Origin of the sequence: Pontibacterium granulatum (assembly GCF_029961155.1) — a bacterium.
GTDB lineage: Bacteria > Pseudomonadota > Gammaproteobacteria > Pseudomonadales > Balneatricaceae > Pontibacterium > Pontibacterium granulatum.
Genome location: NZ_JASBRH010000001.1, coordinates 329,793 through 346,282 on the forward strand (window position 1 = coordinate 329,793; position 16,490 = coordinate 346,282).

20 protein-coding genes are annotated in these 16,490 nt (G+C 54.6%); 3 read left to right on the forward strand and 17 right to left on the reverse strand.

The window, feature by feature from the left end:
• Positions 1–36: 36 nt before the first annotated feature.
• The 7 genes from xerD to ffh all read right to left on the reverse strand — a co-directional run bounded on the left by xerD (position 37) and on the right by ffh (position 6,142).
• Positions 37–957, reverse strand: coding sequence for a site-specific tyrosine recombinase XerD (gene xerD / locus QKW35_RS01585; RefSeq protein WP_282350340.1), 921 nt, complete (start codon positions 955–957; stop codon positions 37–39).
• Between the two features lie 40 nt (positions 958–997).
• Positions 998–2,374 carry a hypothetical protein gene (locus tag QKW35_RS01590; protein ID WP_282350341.1) on the reverse strand — a complete coding sequence of 459 codons (1,377 nt, stop codon included), beginning with the start codon at positions 2,372–2,374 and terminating at the stop codon, positions 998–1,000.
• 148 nt (positions 2,375–2,522) lie between these two features.
• The gene (gene rplS, locus QKW35_RS01595) at positions 2,523–2,879 is read right to left on the reverse strand and encodes a 50S ribosomal protein L19 (protein ID WP_282350342.1); all 357 of its coding nucleotides are present in this window, start codon (positions 2,877–2,879) and stop codon (positions 2,523–2,525) included.
• 17 nt (positions 2,880–2,896) lie between these two features.
• Entirely contained in the window at positions 2,897–3,649 is a 753-nt protein-coding gene (gene trmD / locus QKW35_RS01600; RefSeq protein WP_282350343.1) for a tRNA (guanosine(37)-N1)-methyltransferase TrmD, read from the reverse strand.
• Positions 3,650–3,652: 3 nt separating this feature from the next.
• Positions 3,653–4,186, reverse strand: a complete 534-nt coding sequence (gene rimM, locus QKW35_RS01605) for a ribosome maturation factor RimM (RefSeq protein ID WP_282350344.1) — start codon at positions 4,184–4,186, stop codon at positions 3,653–3,655.
• Between the two features lie 27 nt (positions 4,187–4,213).
• The gene (gene rpsP, locus QKW35_RS01610) at positions 4,214–4,465 is read right to left on the reverse strand and encodes a 30S ribosomal protein S16 (RefSeq protein ID WP_282350345.1); all 252 of its coding nucleotides are present in this window, start codon (positions 4,463–4,465) and stop codon (positions 4,214–4,216) included.
• 261 nt (positions 4,466–4,726) lie between these two features.
• Complete coding sequence (ffh, locus tag QKW35_RS01615; RefSeq protein WP_282350346.1) at positions 4,727–6,142, reverse strand: signal recognition particle protein; 1,416 nt, start codon at positions 6,140–6,142, stop codon at positions 4,727–4,729.
• Between the two features lie 253 nt (positions 6,143–6,395).
• On the opposite strand from ffh, the gene QKW35_RS01620 reads away from it, so the two are divergent.
• Together QKW35_RS01620 and QKW35_RS01625 are read left to right on the forward strand one after the other, a co-directional pair.
• Positions 6,396–7,184, forward strand: coding sequence for a cytochrome C assembly family protein (locus QKW35_RS01620; protein WP_282350348.1), 789 nt, complete (start codon positions 6,396–6,398; stop codon positions 7,182–7,184).
• Positions 7,185–7,313: 129 nt separating this feature from the next.
• A complete protein-coding gene (locus QKW35_RS01625; protein WP_282350349.1) occupies positions 7,314–8,588 on the forward strand; it encodes an HlyC/CorC family transporter in 1,275 nt (424 codons plus the stop codon).
• Positions 8,589–8,652: 64 nt separating this feature from the next.
• Here the strand turns inward: QKW35_RS01625 and QKW35_RS01630 are convergent, their stop codons facing one another.
• The 4 genes from QKW35_RS01630 to QKW35_RS01645 all read right to left on the reverse strand — a co-directional run bounded on the left by QKW35_RS01630 (position 8,653) and on the right by QKW35_RS01645 (position 10,374).
• Positions 8,653–8,958, reverse strand: coding sequence for an MTH1187 family thiamine-binding protein (locus QKW35_RS01630; protein WP_282350350.1), 306 nt, complete (start codon positions 8,956–8,958; stop codon positions 8,653–8,655).
• A 30-nt stretch (positions 8,959–8,988) separates the two neighbouring features.
• On the reverse strand, positions 8,989–9,174 hold the full coding sequence (locus QKW35_RS01635; protein ID WP_282350351.1) for a DUF1289 domain-containing protein: 186 nt from the start codon (positions 9,172–9,174) through the stop codon (positions 8,989–8,991).
• Positions 9,174–9,701 (reverse strand): gamma carbonic anhydrase family protein, encoded by a 528-nt coding sequence (locus QKW35_RS01640; protein ID WP_282350352.1) that lies wholly within the window; start codon positions 9,699–9,701, stop codon positions 9,174–9,176. The genes QKW35_RS01635 and QKW35_RS01640 overlap by 1 nt, the downstream gene beginning before the upstream one ends.
• Positions 9,702–9,780: 79 nt before the next feature.
• Positions 9,781–10,374 (reverse strand): CoA pyrophosphatase, encoded by a 594-nt coding sequence (locus QKW35_RS01645; RefSeq protein ID WP_282350353.1) that lies wholly within the window; start codon positions 10,372–10,374, stop codon positions 9,781–9,783.
• A gap of 95 nt (positions 10,375–10,469) precedes the next feature.
• On the opposite strand from QKW35_RS01645, the gene QKW35_RS01650 reads away from it, so the two are divergent.
• A complete protein-coding gene (locus tag QKW35_RS01650; protein ID WP_282350354.1) occupies positions 10,470–11,051 on the forward strand; it encodes an NUDIX hydrolase in 582 nt (193 codons plus the stop codon).
• Positions 11,052–11,066: 15 nt separating this feature from the next.
• Here QKW35_RS01650 and QKW35_RS01655 read toward each other — a convergent pair whose 3' ends face one another.
• From QKW35_RS01655 to QKW35_RS01680, 6 genes are all read right to left on the reverse strand, one after another.
• Positions 11,067–11,378, reverse strand: a complete 312-nt coding sequence (locus QKW35_RS01655; protein ID WP_282350355.1) for a YqfO family protein — start codon at positions 11,376–11,378, stop codon at positions 11,067–11,069.
• Between the two features lie 533 nt (positions 11,379–11,911).
• Positions 11,912–12,361 carry a hydrogenase maturation protease gene (locus QKW35_RS01660; protein ID WP_282350357.1) on the reverse strand — a complete coding sequence of 150 codons (450 nt, stop codon included), beginning with the start codon at positions 12,359–12,361 and terminating at the stop codon, positions 11,912–11,914.
• Positions 12,362–12,363: 2 nt separating this feature from the next.
• The gene (locus tag QKW35_RS01665) at positions 12,364–13,662 is read right to left on the reverse strand and encodes a Ni/Fe hydrogenase subunit alpha (protein ID WP_282350358.1); all 1,299 of its coding nucleotides are present in this window, start codon (positions 13,660–13,662) and stop codon (positions 12,364–12,366) included.
• Positions 13,659–14,474, reverse strand: coding sequence for an NADH-quinone oxidoreductase subunit B family protein (locus QKW35_RS01670; RefSeq protein ID WP_282350359.1), 816 nt, complete (start codon positions 14,472–14,474; stop codon positions 13,659–13,661). The genes QKW35_RS01665 and QKW35_RS01670 overlap by 4 nt, the downstream gene beginning before the upstream one ends.
• Before the next feature lies 1 nt (position 14,475).
• Positions 14,476–15,339: an FAD/NAD(P)-binding protein gene (locus QKW35_RS01675; protein WP_282350360.1), complete on the reverse strand. Its 864-nt coding sequence runs from the start codon at positions 15,337–15,339 to the stop codon at positions 14,476–14,478.
• Complete coding sequence (locus QKW35_RS01680) at positions 15,336–16,448, reverse strand: 4Fe-4S dicluster domain-containing protein (RefSeq protein WP_282350361.1); 1,113 nt, start codon at positions 16,446–16,448, stop codon at positions 15,336–15,338. Before QKW35_RS01680 ends, QKW35_RS01675 begins: the two co-directional genes overlap by 4 nt.
• Positions 16,449–16,490: the final 42 nt, after the last annotated feature.

Here is a 16,490-nt window from a genome sequence, read left to right on the forward strand (position 1 = left end):
CTGATAATGCCTAAGATACAGAACAAGCGATAAAGTTCAGCCGCGTGGATGATGTTTACTGTGCAGGGACTGTAAACGATGCTGCGCGACATGTGTATAGATTTGTGTTGTGGACAAGTCACTATGCCCCAGCAGCATCTGCACAACACGCAGGTCCGCACCATGATTCAGCAGATGGGTAGCAAATGCATGCCTTAGTACATGGGGAGATAACGGCTTGTCGATACCCGCCACAACTGCATAACGCTTGACCCGGTGCCAGAACGTCTGCCTTGTCATCTGCTGACCGCGACGACTGGGAAACAACACCTCACTGGTTGTATCGCTAATTAGCTGGGAACGACCATCGCGGATATACTGCAACACCCAGCCAATCGCCTCCTCACCCAGTGGCACCAGGCGCTCCTTGCTGCCTTTACCCATAACCCGGATAACACCTTGGCGTAGATTCACCTGCGAACGCTGCAGGGTGACCAGCTCGGTTACACGCAAGCCGGTCGCATAGAGCAGCTCCAGCATCGCCCGATCCCGCAGCTCCACCGGATCACCAACATCAGGGGCCTGCAACAGATTTTCCACATCGTTTTCAGTTAGGGTCTTCGGTAACGAACGCCCTTTTTTAGGGCTTTCAATCAGAAGCGTTGGATCAGCCTCAATCAGCTTCTCACGCACCAAATAGCGATAGAAACCACGTAGAGAAGACAGCAAACGCGCGGTAGAGGACGCCTTAATGCGCTCCGCGAAGCGCCAGGCCAGATGGCGCTGCAAGTCTTCCTTGCCAGCACCAATGAGACGCCCACCTCGGGCCTGCAGCCAACCCGCGTATTGCACAAGATCACGTCGGTAGGACGCCAGTGTATTTTCGCTCAGACCTCGCTCCATCCAAACAGCATCAAGGTACTGCTCGATCAGGCGAACCTCAGATTCAGCAACCATCGCTTGTGAGGAAGATGACATTACAATTACAACAACTTAGACCAGCAAAACAAAAAAGAACTCAGCGATAGACTTCCAGTTCCGCTACCTTATCCAGGGCGATACTGTAGGTTGCAACGCCACGCTGCATACGCTGCTCAATCATGACCTCATGGCGATTCATTTCCAGGATTCGCCCCTCAATACGACGCCCAAAATAGGTCACCATACGGACCGGCTTACCCACATACTGCGCCATATCAGACAACGGCGTCGCACGATACCCCTTCACCTCAGGCACAACTGGAGCCTGGCGTGACGGAGCCAGAACAACCTGCGGCACATCCAACTTCTGCTTGGAATCCTCCGCCAGCTCGATCGACTCAAAAGCCTCAACCTGCGGCTCATTCAACACCTGAACTTCAGGCTCCGGCACTGCAACGGCGGCCATCGCCTCTTTCAAAAACGCACTGATTTGCGGAGCATTGATCTGCTGCCCATTGATATTTATGGACGGATTCAACAACCCAACAACGGCTTCTGGCGAATCCAACCCCATCATATCAAACTGACCAACAGGACTTGGTGGCTGCAGTTTGAATCCCAGATTCGCACCCGGTTTGTACATACCTACTACGTGCTGCACAAACACCTCCGGCGGCTGTACACCCATCAGTCGCCCCAGCTGGATAAATTCCTCACCCAACGCCGCATCAAACTGCTCATCCTGCACACCCGCCTGAGTGGCACAATACTCCCGGTAACGGCTGTTAAAGCCTTTATCACGCGCATCCATCGATATGGAGTGAAGCCGAGCACTACCTGCCATGGACGCGGCTGTCAGCGAGCTATCCGACACCTCAAGCGCCATCTCGAACGAAAAATCACTGAGCTGTTTCGCATCCACCGCCATATCAATCGTCATGCGCTGTGTAGCGGGGATAAACTGGTAGCCCACCTCCATGTCCAGATTGATCATGCGATAGCCCATCGCCTGCATCAGCTCCGGTCCCTGCAACGAGCTACAGAAACGCCCAAACGTGTACGTCTGCTGTGCTTGAGCCCGCTGCGCCATAACCGCCCACTGCTGCAACATCGGCCCATCCAGGTGAAACAACACACCCTGCAGACGCAGCGACAACCCCTCCGGCCAGGGCTCATGCTGCAGATTGCCATCCAGGCGCATCATCTGCGACCAGTCCTGCGACTTCAGCGCCACCTCTTCAATCCGCAACTGGTCTCCCATTCCCATCGGCGCCACACGCACGTCCTGCAATGCCACTTCGGTCGCCAACAGATCGATACGTACACCGCCATAATTGATCTCAACAAACGGCGAGGCCTGGGCCACCATACGGTCTGCCAAATCACTCGCACGCCACCAGAGATACCCATAGAAACCCGCCACCGCAAACACAGGCAATAGCAGGATAAAGAGAAGGAGAGAGATCCGTTTCAAAATTGCGTTCCGGACAGTTCAGGATTGGAATGGACACACTATAGGCAACGATACCTAAATTTGCCATCACACCCGCCTGAGCGTAATCAACAGGCACAAAAAAAGCGGCATAAAAGCCGCTTTTTCATTTGCAGTATCAAACAGATGCTTAGTTAAGCTTCTCTTTAATACGTGCAGACTTACCGCTACGCTCACGCAGGTAGTACAGCTTAGCTTTGCGCACGTCACCGCGACGCTTAACAGCAATGCTGTCTACAGTAGTGCTGTAAGTCTGGAAAGTACGCTCCACACCTACACCGTGAGAGATCTTACGTACGGTGAATGCAGAGTTTACGCCGCGGTTACGCTTACCGATAACTACGCCTTCAAACGCCTGCAGACGGGTACGGGAACCCTCTACTACTTTTACCTGTACAACAACGGTGTCACCCGGGCCAAATTCTGGCACTTCTTTGGTTTTCTGTTCAGCTTCAATCTGCTGAATAATCAGGTTCTTGCTGCTCATGGCTCGCTCCTAAATATTCAACCGTCGGACCCTTGGGTCTCCCGGATAAAATCTTTTAACAATGCCTGCTGTTCTTTGGTCAACTCCTGAGATTCCAGCAGCTCCGGACGCCGTTTCCAGGTTCGTCCCAGTTGCTGTTTCAGACGCCAGCGTCTGATCTCCTCATGGTTGCCGCCCAGCAGCACCTCAGGCACCTGCATTCCGTCAAACTGTTCCGGTCTCGTGTAGTGCGGACAATCCAGCAACCCATCAGCAAACGAATCCTCGACAGCCGAGTCCTGATGCCCCAACACGCCGGGCACCAGCCGAGAAACCGCGTCGATCATGGTCATGGCAGGCAGTTCGCCCCCACTGAGGACAAAATCCCCTAACGACCACTCCTCGTCGATCTCGGTTTCAATCAGACGCTCATCAATACCTTCATAGCGTCCGGCTACCAGAATCAACTTCTTACGAGTTGCTAGTTCCTGCACCCCGTTATGGTCCAGTCGGCGTCCCTGAGGTGACAGATAGATCACTTTCACCTCATCATCCCCCGCTGCTGCTTTAGCAGCGTGGATCGCGTCCCGCAGCGGCTGAACTTTCATCAGCATGCCGGGGCCACCGCCGTACGGCCGATCGTCTACAGTACGGTGCTTGTCATGCGTAAAATCACGCGGATTCCAGCACTCGACCTCGATCGAACCATTTCGTACCGCTCTTCCGGTGACACCAAAGCGAGAAATCGCTTCAAACATCTCCGGAAACAGCGTCACTACGCCAAACCACACGGTTTAGAACTCCGGATCCCAGTCGACCCGAATAGTACCTGTTTCCAAGTCAATTTCTTTGATCACCTGATCGGGCAGGTAAGGTATCAAGCGCTCGTTACGATCAATACTCTCAGCGTTGCCTTTAACCACCAGCACATCATTCGCACCGGTTTCCATCAGATGACTCACCTTACCCAGCAACGCGCCGGACTCGGTGTATACCTTCAGGTTTTCCAGCTGACTCCAGTAGAACTCGCCTTCTTCCAGATCTGGAAGACGCTCCGATTCGACCGCGATCTCAATCCCGTTATACGTACGGGCAATCTCACGATCATCTACTCCAGCCAACTTTGCAATCAGGCCCTTACCATGCTGTTTGCAGGCTTCCACCTCTACAGGTTTCCACTCGCCTTTGATTTTCAACAGCCACGGTGAGTAGGTCAGTATGTTTTCCATTGGATCGGTGTAAGAGTAAATCTTCACCCATCCTTTAACACCGTAGACAGAGGAGATACGTCCCAGGACTGTCTTGTCGTCCAAGTTGTTTCCGCTCATCTAGATGACCCGACCTGATCCAACCAATTATTCAGCAGCTTTCGCAGCTTCTTTCAGCAGCGCAGCTACACGGTCAGAAACCTGTGCACCTTTACCCTGCCAGTACTCAACGCGCTCCAGGTTTACACGCAGACGCTCTTCCTGACCGCGAGCCTGTGGGTTGAAGAAGCCAACGCGCTCGATAAAGCGACCATCACGTGGGTTGCGTGAGTCAGCTACAGTAAGGTGATAGAAAGGACGCTTTTTAGCGCCGCCACGAGACAAACGAATTGTTACCATGCGAATGGTCCCTTTACTTTTGCGAGTTTTGGTATCGCCCGCAGTTTCATCTACCGACTGTATCCGTTTCAGGACAACAGCCGATCCGTCTGTTCGCCGGCCCAAGGCCCACGAACGCAAAATTAGGGCGGGAATTCTACGCGAATTCACCACCCTTTCAAAGAAGTTTATGACTAAATCTTGGCCAGTAGGGGATTTATCTGGAGTTTTCGCCGTAGAAAGGGCTCAAATTAAAATTTAATCCCTTAACAGGCAGAAAAATCAGCGGAAGAAACCGCCCCCGCCCATGCCACCCATACCGCCTGGGCCGCCCGGACCTCCGCCCATCCCCGGTGGCAGCATGCCTTTCATGCCACGCATCATCTTCGCCATACCGCCTTTGCCGCTCATCTTCTTCATCATCTTAGACATCTGCTTGTGCTGTTTCAGCAGTCGGTTGACGTCCTGAACCTGAGTACCGGAACCGGCAGCAATACGTTTCTTACGTGAACCTGAGATTATATCCGGGTTGCGGCGCTCTTTCTGGGTCATGGAGTTAATGATCGCCTCCATCTGCACCACCCCTTTTTCGGCACCGGCCATCTGAGCCGCATTGGCCATCTGGCCCATGCCAGGCAGCTTATCGAGCATGCCCATCATGCCGCCCATGTTCTTCATCTGCTGGATCTGCTCGCGAAAATCTTCCAGATCAAAGCCTTTGCCTTTCTGGATCTTCTTGGCGAACTTCTCAGCCTTCTGCTTATCGATCTTCTGTTCCGCTTCCTCGATCAGGGACAGAACATCGCCCATACCGAGAATTCGAGACGCAACACGGTCCGGGTGGAACGGCTCCAGCGCTTCCACCTTCTCACCCACACCAAGGAATTTGATCGGCTTACCGGTGATGTGACGCACGGAGAGCGCAGCACCACCACGCGCATCACCGTCGGTCTTGGTGAGGATCACACCGGTCAGCGGCAGTTCATCGTTAAATGCGCGGGCGGTATTAGCCGCATCCTGACCGGTCATCGCGTCCACGACAAACAGTGTCTCAACCGGCTTCACCGCAGCGTGCAGACGCTTGATCTCGTCCATCATCTCGCCGTCGACGTGCAGTCGACCGGCGGTATCCACCAGCAGGACGTCGTGGTGCTGGATTTTGGCGTGCTGGATAGCCGCGTTCACGATGTCGATTGGATCCTGGTCAGCAGTGGACGGGAAGAATTCAACCTGCACTTCTGCCGCCAGCGTTTCCAACTGTTTGATCGCGGCTGGACGGTATACGTCAGCCGATACCACCAGCACTTTTTTCTTCTCGCGCTCGCGCAGGTAACGGGACAGCTTGGCCACGGAGGTGGTTTTACCCGCCCCCTGCAGGCCGGCCATCATCACAACAGCAGGCGGCTGCGCAGCCAGGTTCAGGGCCTCGTTGGCTTCACCCATGACTTTAACCAGCTCTTCGTTAACGATCTTAACGAACACCTGGCCCGGTGACAGGCTGCTGGTCACCTCAGTACCAACAGCACGCTCTTTAACGCTGTTAACAAACGCTTTTACCACTGGCAGGGCAACGTCCGCCTCCAGCAGTGCCATACGCACTTCACGCAGGGTGCCTTTAATATTGTCTTCGGTCAGCTTAGCCTGACCAGTGACGGTTTTAAGCGTCCGCGTGAGTCGCTCTGTAAGATTCTCGAACATGCTCTGCCTCGGTATCAGGTCCCGCGGTCAACGGTCGGTAGGGTTAACATCCGGATAAGCGTTGATAAATATAGAGGCGGGACTCGGAGAAATTTGCAATTGCCACACATTATACAGTAGCAATAGGTCCATGCCACACCCACGATATTTCATCCATCCCGCAATTGTGACACACTAGCGAGCTTAGCCGACTGCGACCGCAATCCGGTACCTGTTTTAGTGTTGTGACCTGTCCGCGGACAGGAGGAAAAGGATGCTGATACTTCCCACGCTACTTGCCGCTGCTTTTTATGCCGTAGCGACCTTTCTTCAGTGGCAGATTCTCCAGGGCGAACGCCAACAACCCCGCAAGATCAATCAGTTGCTGGGCTGGGCCGGTTTCGCATGTCATACGGTTGCCGTCTATACGCTACTGCACCAACCGCAAGGTATCCACCTCGGCTTCTTTGCGATGGGTAGCCTGGTGTCCTGGCTGGTCGTGGCGATTGTCTTACTGAGCAGTATCCGCCAGACGATCGATAATCTCTTTATCGGCGTATTCCCAATCGCGCTGCTGGCCACGCTGATTGCAGGCGTCATTCCGGAAGAGAGTATCGCCCGTGATTATGACGGCGGGCTGATCACACACATCCTGCTGTCAGTCCTCGCTTACAGCATTCTGACTCTGGCTGTACTCCAGGCCGTACTGGTATCGCGCCAGCACTCTGCGCTGAAGCACCACCACACCCGTGGTTTGGTCGCATCGTTGCCTCCGTTACAGACGATGGATCGCCTCCTGTTTGAGATGATCTGGTCCGGTGAGATCCTGCTGACTGCCGCGTTGCTTTCCGGCTTCCTGTTTGTGGACGACCTGTTTGCTCAGCACCTGCTGCATAAAACCGTGCTCTCGCTGATCGCCTGGGTGCTTTACGCTACACTGATCTGCGGCCGAATGTTCTTTGGCTGGCGCAGTCACACGGCAACCCGCTGGACCATCGGTGGATTTATCCTGCTTGCCCTGGCCTTTTTTGGCAGCAAGCTGGTACTGGAGTGGCTGCTCTAAGCGGCCGCTCTCCCTCTGTATTCAAACTCCCTCCAACCTAATCCCGACATCCATCCGTTTCGCCACTTGACAGCCTCAGAGGTCCCCTCGACAATGGACCTCCAACAATAGATCACGGGTTATGCAGTCTTGGAAGACGCATCGATAAGCCTCTTATTAGGCATCCTCTGTTTCCTTATTCTCTGCTCCGCATTTTTCTCCAGCTCTGAAACCGGCATGATGTCGCTCAACCGCTACCGGTTGAAACATCTGGTGAAAAAGAAACACCCTGGTGCACGCCGGGCCAGCAGATTGCTGGAGCGCCCCGACCGACTGATCGGCGTGATTCTGATCGGCAACAACTTCGTTAATATTCTGGCTTCGTCTATTGCCACCATTGTCTGTGTACAACTGTGGGGCGATAAAGGTGTGGTTATTGCGACCGTGGCCCTGACGCTGATCATTCTGGTGTTCGCAGAAGTGTCGCCTAAAACCCTGGCCGCACTGCACCCGGAAAAGATCGCTTTCCCGGCAGCTTACCTGCTGCGACCGCTCCTGACGCTACTCTATCCGCTGGTATGGATAGTGAACGGCATTACCAACAGTTTCCTGCGCCTGTTTGGCATCAATATCAATAATGACAACAACCACAACCTCAGTACCGAAGAGCTGCGCACACTGGTACACGAAGCGGGAGCACTGTTGCCCCACCGTAACCAGTCCATGCTGCTGGGCGTATTGGAGCTGAGTGAGGTGACCGTTAACGACGTGATGGTGCCGCGTAATGAAGTGGTGGGCATCGATCTGGACGAAGAGATCGATCAGATCATCCAGCAGCTTAGCGCGACCCCTCACACTCGCCTGCCGGTTTATCGTGGCGAACTGAACAAAGTGGTAGGCATTCTGCACATGCGGAACCTGGCTCAGGTTTTCCACCAGGGTACCATCTCCAAGGCGGCGATCCTGCAGGTGATTTCAGAGCCTTACTTCATCCCGGAAAGCACTCCACTGCAAACCCAGCTGCTGCACTTCCAGAAGCAGGGCCACCGTATGGGACTGGTTGTCGATGAGTACGGTGATATCGAAGGTGTCGTGACACTCGAAGATATTCTGGAAGAGATTGTAGGCGAACTGTCTAACGACAAGCAGGAAGATAACCAGGACATTCATCCGCAGGAGGACGGTACCTACTTTATCGACGGTACTGCCTACATCCGTGATGTGAACAAATCGCTGGACTGGGATCTGCCAACTGACGGTCCAAAAACCATCAACGGCTTGTTTACTGAAACACTGGAATCGATCCCGGACGCCAACGCCTGTATGCGTATCGGTCGCTACCAGCTGGAAACCCTGCAGATCAAAGACAACCTGATTAAAACGATCCGTATCAGCTGTATTGCACCCGCAGACAGAGACGACTAGTAACACCAAGATACACAAAAGCCCCGTAGATACGGGGCTTTTTATTGCTCTATCAGGACGGTTGTTAAGCCTCCGACAGCTTCTGCTCTACACTGTCGATCTTGTCCTGCATGCTCTGTTCTCGATCGGTACGGGTACCGATCCGCATCGATGTGGACACACGGGGTGCGCCCATCTCGTGCACCACCTCGTGACAGCGCTTCACCGCAGCAAAGACCTCATCCCACTCGCCTTCCACATTGGTGCCGTAGGCGTGCATCTGATGCTCCAGCCCGGCGTCCTGCAATACACACTGACAGGCCGTCACATATTCAGAGACGGAAACACCCACTCCCAGTGGAATCACACACAGATCAATCATCACCTGCATCAGACTCTCTCCTCAGGCTCTGTTTCAGCTTCAGCAGATTTCGCCACGCTCACGGCGGGCCACCTTGCTCATTACTTCACGCTTCTGTTCATCGGTCATCACACCCCACTCACCAATTTCAATCCCGTGGCGGTGGCAGGCGATGCAGATATCGTTCTCATCCAGCGAGCAAACACCCACACACGGGCTGCGCACCGGCATTACAACGTCGTTCATCAAACGGCCTGCGGCTTAAAGTCTTTGAGGAAGCGGCGCATATTCTCCACGTAATGCTCAGAGTTTGCTTCCAGGGCTTTGAGCTGCTCGTCATTGAGCAGTCGCTTAATCTTGGCCGGGGAGCCCACCACCAGCGAATAGTCAGGTATTTCCATGCCTTCCGGCACCAGGGCATTGGCGCCCACGAGGCAGCCTTTCCCGATTTTGGCTCCATTCAGCACCACCGCACCGATGCCGATCAGGGAGCAATCACCGACGGTACATCCGTGCAACATCGCCTTGTGCCCCACGGTTACATTGGCACCGATATCCAGTGTGTAACCCGGATCGGTGTGCAGCACAGAACCATCCTGGATGTTGGTCCCTTCGCGGATAATGATCGGATCGTTGTCGCCACGAATCACCACGTTAAACCAGACACTGGTGCGGTCGTGCAACTCGACATTCCCTATCACGGTCGCGTTTTCAGCGATAAAGTGCTCATCGCCAATCAAACGAACCTGTTGCCCTTCCAGCTCATATAACATTGTTCACTCCTATCGGTGCTCTTTCCTGTTACACCTTGCGGTATTCTTTCCCGTCACACCTCACGGTGCTATTACCTCTTTACGCCTTACGGTGTTCGGGCCGCGGTTTCATCGGAATCTGTGCATCAAACCCCACGTTGAGTAGCTCCGCCAGCATGTAGGCGGTTAAGCCCCAGATCACATAACCCTCAAATTCCCAGGCGGGTACGTAGTGGGTCACATGGGTCAGACGGATCTCGTCCGTACGACAACGGTTATCATCCATCAGGTAACTGAGCGGTACGCGAAAGATGGCGTCCAGCTCGTCCGGGTTGGCCTGCAGACGCACATTGTGGGGCACAATGCCCACCCACGGGGTGACCTGCAGTCGGTTTTTCGACATCACCTGTCCCAACGGGCCAATCACGTCCACGTGGTCGGGATTCAGCCCCACCTCCTCTTCCGCCTCACGCAGTGCGGTAAAGAGCAAGTCGGGATCGGTCAGGTCGTGTTTACCCCCGGGAAAAGCCACCTCTCCGCTATGACTGGACAGATGCGCGGCCCGGCGGGTGAGGATCACTTCCGGTTCGGTCGGGTGATCGGTCAGCGCGATCAGCACACTGGCTTCGGGCTGATCGGTGCGCAGGCGTCGCGGTGTGTAATTATTCAGTCGGTTTCGGAGATCTTGCAGCATATACCTGATAGGCCAAACACTTTAGGATAATAATAACCTTGTCCCTGCGTCTCTGCCCACCTTAAAATGGAAACATCTGTTTGAAAGGATAGCCGATGAATTTCTGTAGCCACTGCGGTAACAGCGTCCACGTCGCAATTCCCGAGGGCGATAACCGTCCCCGCCATATCTGCGATAGATGCGGTACCATCCATTACCAGAACCCACGTATCATCGCGGGCTGCCTGCCGGTGTATGAAGATAAGGTTCTACTTTGCCGCCGTGCCATCGAACCCCGCCTGGGTTTCTGGACGCTGCCTGCCGGCTTTATGGAAAACGGTGAGTCCACCGAAGAAGCCGCCCTGCGGGAAACCTATGAGGAGGCGGTAGCTGAGGTGGAAATTCAGAGCCTCTATACCGTGACCTCCATCCTGCATGTAAACCAAGTGCAGATGTTCTACCTGGCCTACATGCCAAAGCCTGAATTTGATATCAGCTCGGAGTCGCTTGAAGTGGCGCTGTTTGCTGAAGATGAGATCCCGTGGGATGAGCTGGCGTTCCAGACGATCCGTAACGCCCTGCATTTCTACTTCGATGATCGCAAACGCGGCAAGTTTCCGCTGCGCCACGTCTCCCTGGACGCCGGGGACATCCAGAAATTTCGCGACCACCTCAAGGCCGCGTCAAGCGCCGAATAAAGGCAGACTATCGCCTTAGATATCCGCCAGTTGCCACACATCGTAAGCCACCTCTTCATAGGGGTGGGCTTGCTTAAGCGCCGCTACAGCTTGGTGGATAAGGTCATCCTCACACACCATCTCCACCTTCCATTCCGGCAGCATCTCCACTTCACCCTGCGTGCCGATATGGGGATCACTGCCCTCTAGTGGCCGGAACTGCCCAGCGCCCAGGGTTTGCCAGCAACAGCTGTCGTAATTTCCGATCCGGCCCACACCTATATCAAACAGTGCCTGTTTAACCGCATCTCGATTCTCTTCCGGCACAAAAAAACTCAACTTATACACAGTATCCCCCTTCCCACTGAGACCAACTTCGCGCTACCAATGCCCATGCCTGCGCGCTGGTCCGTAATGACGTCCCCGATGATCATACTGGCGATAGTGATGCCGTTTCCAGTGGTGCGGATAGGAACGGTAATGATGCCTGTAGTAAGGTTTGTAGTGATGATTGTCGTGACGATAATAGGGCCACTGGTGACGATGCCGGAAGTGGGACGGGTATCCGTAGTAATGGGATGGACCTCCAAAATAGAGATCAATCCGCCCATGACGACCTATGGGCGCATGTACCCCCAGGTCGATATACACACGTGCGAGCTGATTCTGGGACGCGTATGTTTCCTCATTTATCGTCCCGGAAGAGACTTGTGCAGAGATAAGGGGATCGGGCCGAAACTCCGGTCTGTTACTGCTCAGACTGGCTTCAACATCCATGCTTAGGATCAGCGACGACAGCCCCAAAACGATCAACGTTTTCATGGGACACCTCAAAGCTGTTTAGAAGGACTCTTACACTGCCAGTTATATCGCAGCAGGTCTTAACCTTGGGTGAACAGTAACCGAATACGCTTAACAAGTTTTTGGACGGCCAGCTGAACAGGATTGGAGAGTGGCTCAAAAGAGTCCAGATGCCCAAGCTGAACCAGATGCATCTGGGTGGGCGCCAGTTCTATCTCACAAGCCTGTGCCAGTTTAAGGGTGTCGATCACACCAAACCCGTGGGAGCTCAACTCGGTAAAAGTTGATTCCTGTAATAGCTGCGATGCCTCCAACTCAATCAAATGTCCAGGTGCAGCCCCCATATCCATCGCATCAACGACAAGTACCGCTTCAACGCCCTGCAACATAGACAGCAAAGCCGTACCGGGACGATCCAGCACCACAAGCTCGACCAAATCAGGCACGCCCTCCTGCCGCAGCAGCTCAATCACACGCCAACCAAACTGGTCATCACCTTGCGGCGAACCAAGCCCGATAATCCGCAGCATGCTCAACGCCGCACCGTACTGAGCTTTAAAAAATGGGTGGCGCAGGAGATACAGGGATCATAGTTGCGCACCACTTTTTCACAATGCAGACGTAAAGCGTCGTCACTGTGCTGTAATCCAAATGCTTGCAATGACTGCCGAAGATCCTCTTCTATCCGTGCCTGGTTTTGACTGGTTGGCGGGACAATCTTGGCGGCTCGCACAATTCCTTCCTCATCCAGCAGGTAACGGTGCCACAACAGACCACGCGGCGCTTCGCTCCAACCAGCCCCCTCACTGGCTTGCGGCACCACCTCAACACTGGCTTTGTGCGGCATACGGTAATGGCTCAGGATACGGATCGCCTCACGCAGGGCGAAACAGATCTCCAGCCCTCGTGCGAGCATGCTGTCAAACATGTTATGGCTTGGGAAGTGTCCGGCGTAACGAGCAAACTGCCGGGCATCGGCACCTCGCAATTTGTCATAATTCAGGTTCAGGCGTGCCAGCGGCCCCACCAGATAGGGCTGACCATCCAGACGACTCCAGAGTGCCGTGGAATGGGATGCATGGGATTCGCTGAAGTGACTGTCATACTGATCAGGTGACAGCGCAAGACCGTTCGACGTCTTCAGCACCCCGTTTTCGATGGCATAGGATGGCGTTTTATTGCTTAACGCCACATTGATAAAGTTCTGTCTATTATCGGGAAGCTCGATAGCAGCAATCCACTCCACCATCGCTTCAGCGTCAGGCAAGGTATCCTCAAGTTTGGCCAGCAGGTTATCCACATCCTCAAGTGCCGGTGCTTTGTGGAATCCACCAACTTTTACACCAATCGGGTGAACCGACCGCCCTCCCATCAAGCGCATGATTTCATTGCCCAATCCTTGGAGCTGAAGGCCTCGCTTGACTTCATGAGGATACTCTTTGGCCAGGGCGATGCCGCTCTCACAACCAAAGAAATCCGGCGCCGCCAGCAGATGGATATGCAAAGCGTGGCTTTCGATCCACTCACCGAAATACAATAAACGACGCATCTCTGTAACCCACGGGTCGACGTGCAGTGCAAACGCGGTTTCGATCGCGTTGACGGCACTGACCTGATAGGCCACCGGACAGATGCCGCAGATACGGGCAACAATATCCGGCACTTCAGTATAACTGCGCCCTTCCAGAAACTTTTCAAAGAAACGGGGCGGCTCGTAGATACTGAACTGCAGTTTCTCAATCTGGTTATCTTTGATCTCCAGATGCAGGGCACCTTCGCCCTCCACACGGGCCAGGATCGGGACTTTGATCGATACGTTACGTTCGCTCATGATGCATCCCCTCCATCAACATCGCTGTAACCAGCACTGTTATCCTGTACTACCGGTATCTGCTCAAAGTCCGGTGCGACTGGATGGATGAAATGCATCCGCCGCGCCACGTCATCAGGCATCAGACCCAATCCCTGAAAGCGTCGCGCCAAGCCTTGAGCATTGCTGGTTTCAGCCGGACCATAACAGCCGTAGCAATCACGTCCGAAACTCGGGCAGAGGGCACCGCAACCGGCGCGGGTCACCGGCCCCATACAGGGCTCTCCTTTGCTTACCAGAGTGCAGACAATACGCTGCCGCTTGCATTCAAGGCACAGTTTATCGGACTGGGGCTTGGGCTCAACACCGTGCAGCAGCTGTGTTACAGCCGCTACCACCTGTGCGCTGTTGATTGGACAGCCCCAAAGCTCAAAATCCACCTTCACATGGGCGGCGATAGCCGTTGATTCGGGCAGGCTGTCGATATACTGAGGCTGAGCGTAGATCTGTGCAGGCCAATGCTCCCGGTCCGCCGCCAGGTTTTTAAGCGCCTGAATGCCACCGGAAGTCGCACAAGCCCCGATGGTAATCAGGTAATCGGTGCTGGCGCGGATCTTTTTGACGCGTTCGATATCATGGGCAGTGACGATACTTCCCTCAATAAAGGCGATATCCACCCGGTGGTCTTCGGCCACGGGTCCTGCCTCAGCAAAGTGCACAATCTCCACCTGTTCTGAAAGCTCCAGCAGGCCGGTACCCATATTCAGGAACGCCAACTGACAGCCATCACAGGAACTGAACTTATGCACAGCGATACGTGGCTTGTTCGACATCTCAGATCCCCCGTACGCCCAAATGCTGTTTCACCTCGGGATAGGCAAATACCGGCCCATCCTTGCAGACAAAGGCCGCACCGTATTGGCAGTGACCACAGTGCCCCAGGGCACACTGCATATTGCGCTCCATGCTCAGGTAAATCTGCTGCTCTGCTATTCCCATAGCGACCAGTTTCTCACTGGCCGCTTTTAGCATCCCCTCCGGTCCACACAACATGCTGATACTGTTGGCAGGATCACCTTTTGCGCGATCAAACACCTCGGTCACCCGGCCATGGTGATACGGCCAAAGCGTACCGCCATGGTCGGCAGCGATCAGCACCTGCGTATTGGGCAGGCTGTGCCAGTAATCGTAACGGGCACGCCAGATCAGCTCGTCGGAGTGTTTCACCCCCTGGATAATGGTGAGCTGGCCAAACTGCTGGCGCCGCATCAAAACATAGTTGATCACTGCCACCACCGGTGCGCAGCCCAAGCCACCGGTTACGATCATCACATCTTTGCCCACCGCCTCCTGCATCGGCCAGCCCCGGCCAAAGGGGCCACGCAGGCCTAACTGGTCACCGGGTCGCAGTTTTGCCAGCCCTTCGGTCACACGCCCTACGGCACGAATCGTATGGTCAATCAGGCGCTCATCCTGTGGATCGGACACAATGGAGATCGGCACCTCCCCGACGCCAAACAGGTAAAGCATGTTGAACTGGCCGGGGGCAAAGCTATATGCCTTTTGCTGCTCGGCATCGGTCAGACGCAATCGCAACGTGAAGATACTGGGAGACTCCTGTATGTAATCCACAACCTCTGCTGCCATCGGCAGAGTCGGGCTCAGCGGTTCCGTACGCAACGGGGTCACACCGTTCATAACTCATCCTCCCCACTGATGATGCGGGCTTCCTTTACAAAGTCGATCTCCGCCGGACACCAGGTGGTGCAACGCCCACAGCCAGTGCATCCGCTGCGGCCGTATTGTTCGTGCCAATGATCCAGCTTATGGGTCATCCATTGGCGATAACGGCTTTTGATATCGGGCCGGACCTGAAATCCCGCCAGATAACCGTGCCCCGAGGTAAAACAGGAGTCCCATTCACGCGCATGTTCGCTCGATTTCCCATCCAGCGAGGCCAGATCACCTTCGTTGTGACAGAAACAGCTTGGACACACCTGGGTACAGTTGCCACAGGCCAGGCAACGCTCTGCAATATCATCCCAGCGCGGGTGATTATGATTGGCTTGTAACAGATCCTTCAGCGGGATTGCGGGCAACGCCCGACTCTGCGCCGCTACCGCCTCTTTATACTGTTGTTGCTGTACGGCGAGCTGCTGATCCGTCACCTCTCTCAGGTACAGTTGATCGATTAAGCGTTTCCCTTCGCTGGAACCTGTCTCCACCAGAAAGCCGTCATCCAGTTCGGTCAGATTGAGGTCGAAACTGTGAGTAGCGCAGGGTCCATCACCGGTGGACGCACAAAAGCAGGTGTCGGCAGGCTTGGCGCAATTTACCGAGATAAGAAACAATCCCTCACGGCGGGCGGCATACCAGGGATCAACAAACTCACCTTGCAGAAAATGCTGATCCTGCAACCGCATGCCGGCCAGATCACAAGCACGCACGCCCAGCACCGCTGTTTTCCGGCGAACCGGCTCAGGAGGAATAAATTCAATGCTGCCATCCTCCGTCCGGCGGGATCGCCAAATCACCTCACGCGGGGCAAAAAGGAAAGGTTTGAGGGATTCAGGCCCGTTGGCCCAATCGAAATAACGGGAAGAATCCGAAGTGTGTGTGCGGTACGAACCGGGAGACTGCTGGTCATGAATCCCCAGCGGTAAGCACCCCACATCGTCAAGCCGGAGGTAGAGGATGGCCTCCTCCTGCAGTTGCGGGCCATACACCTCATAACCTTCAGTCAGCAACAGATCCACCAGCAACTGCAGGTGATCGCGCGGTAAGAAACCAGCCAACGTAGACGGCATAGCAATTCAGCTCCCCTGCGAATTCCTGTTATGGCTCATCCA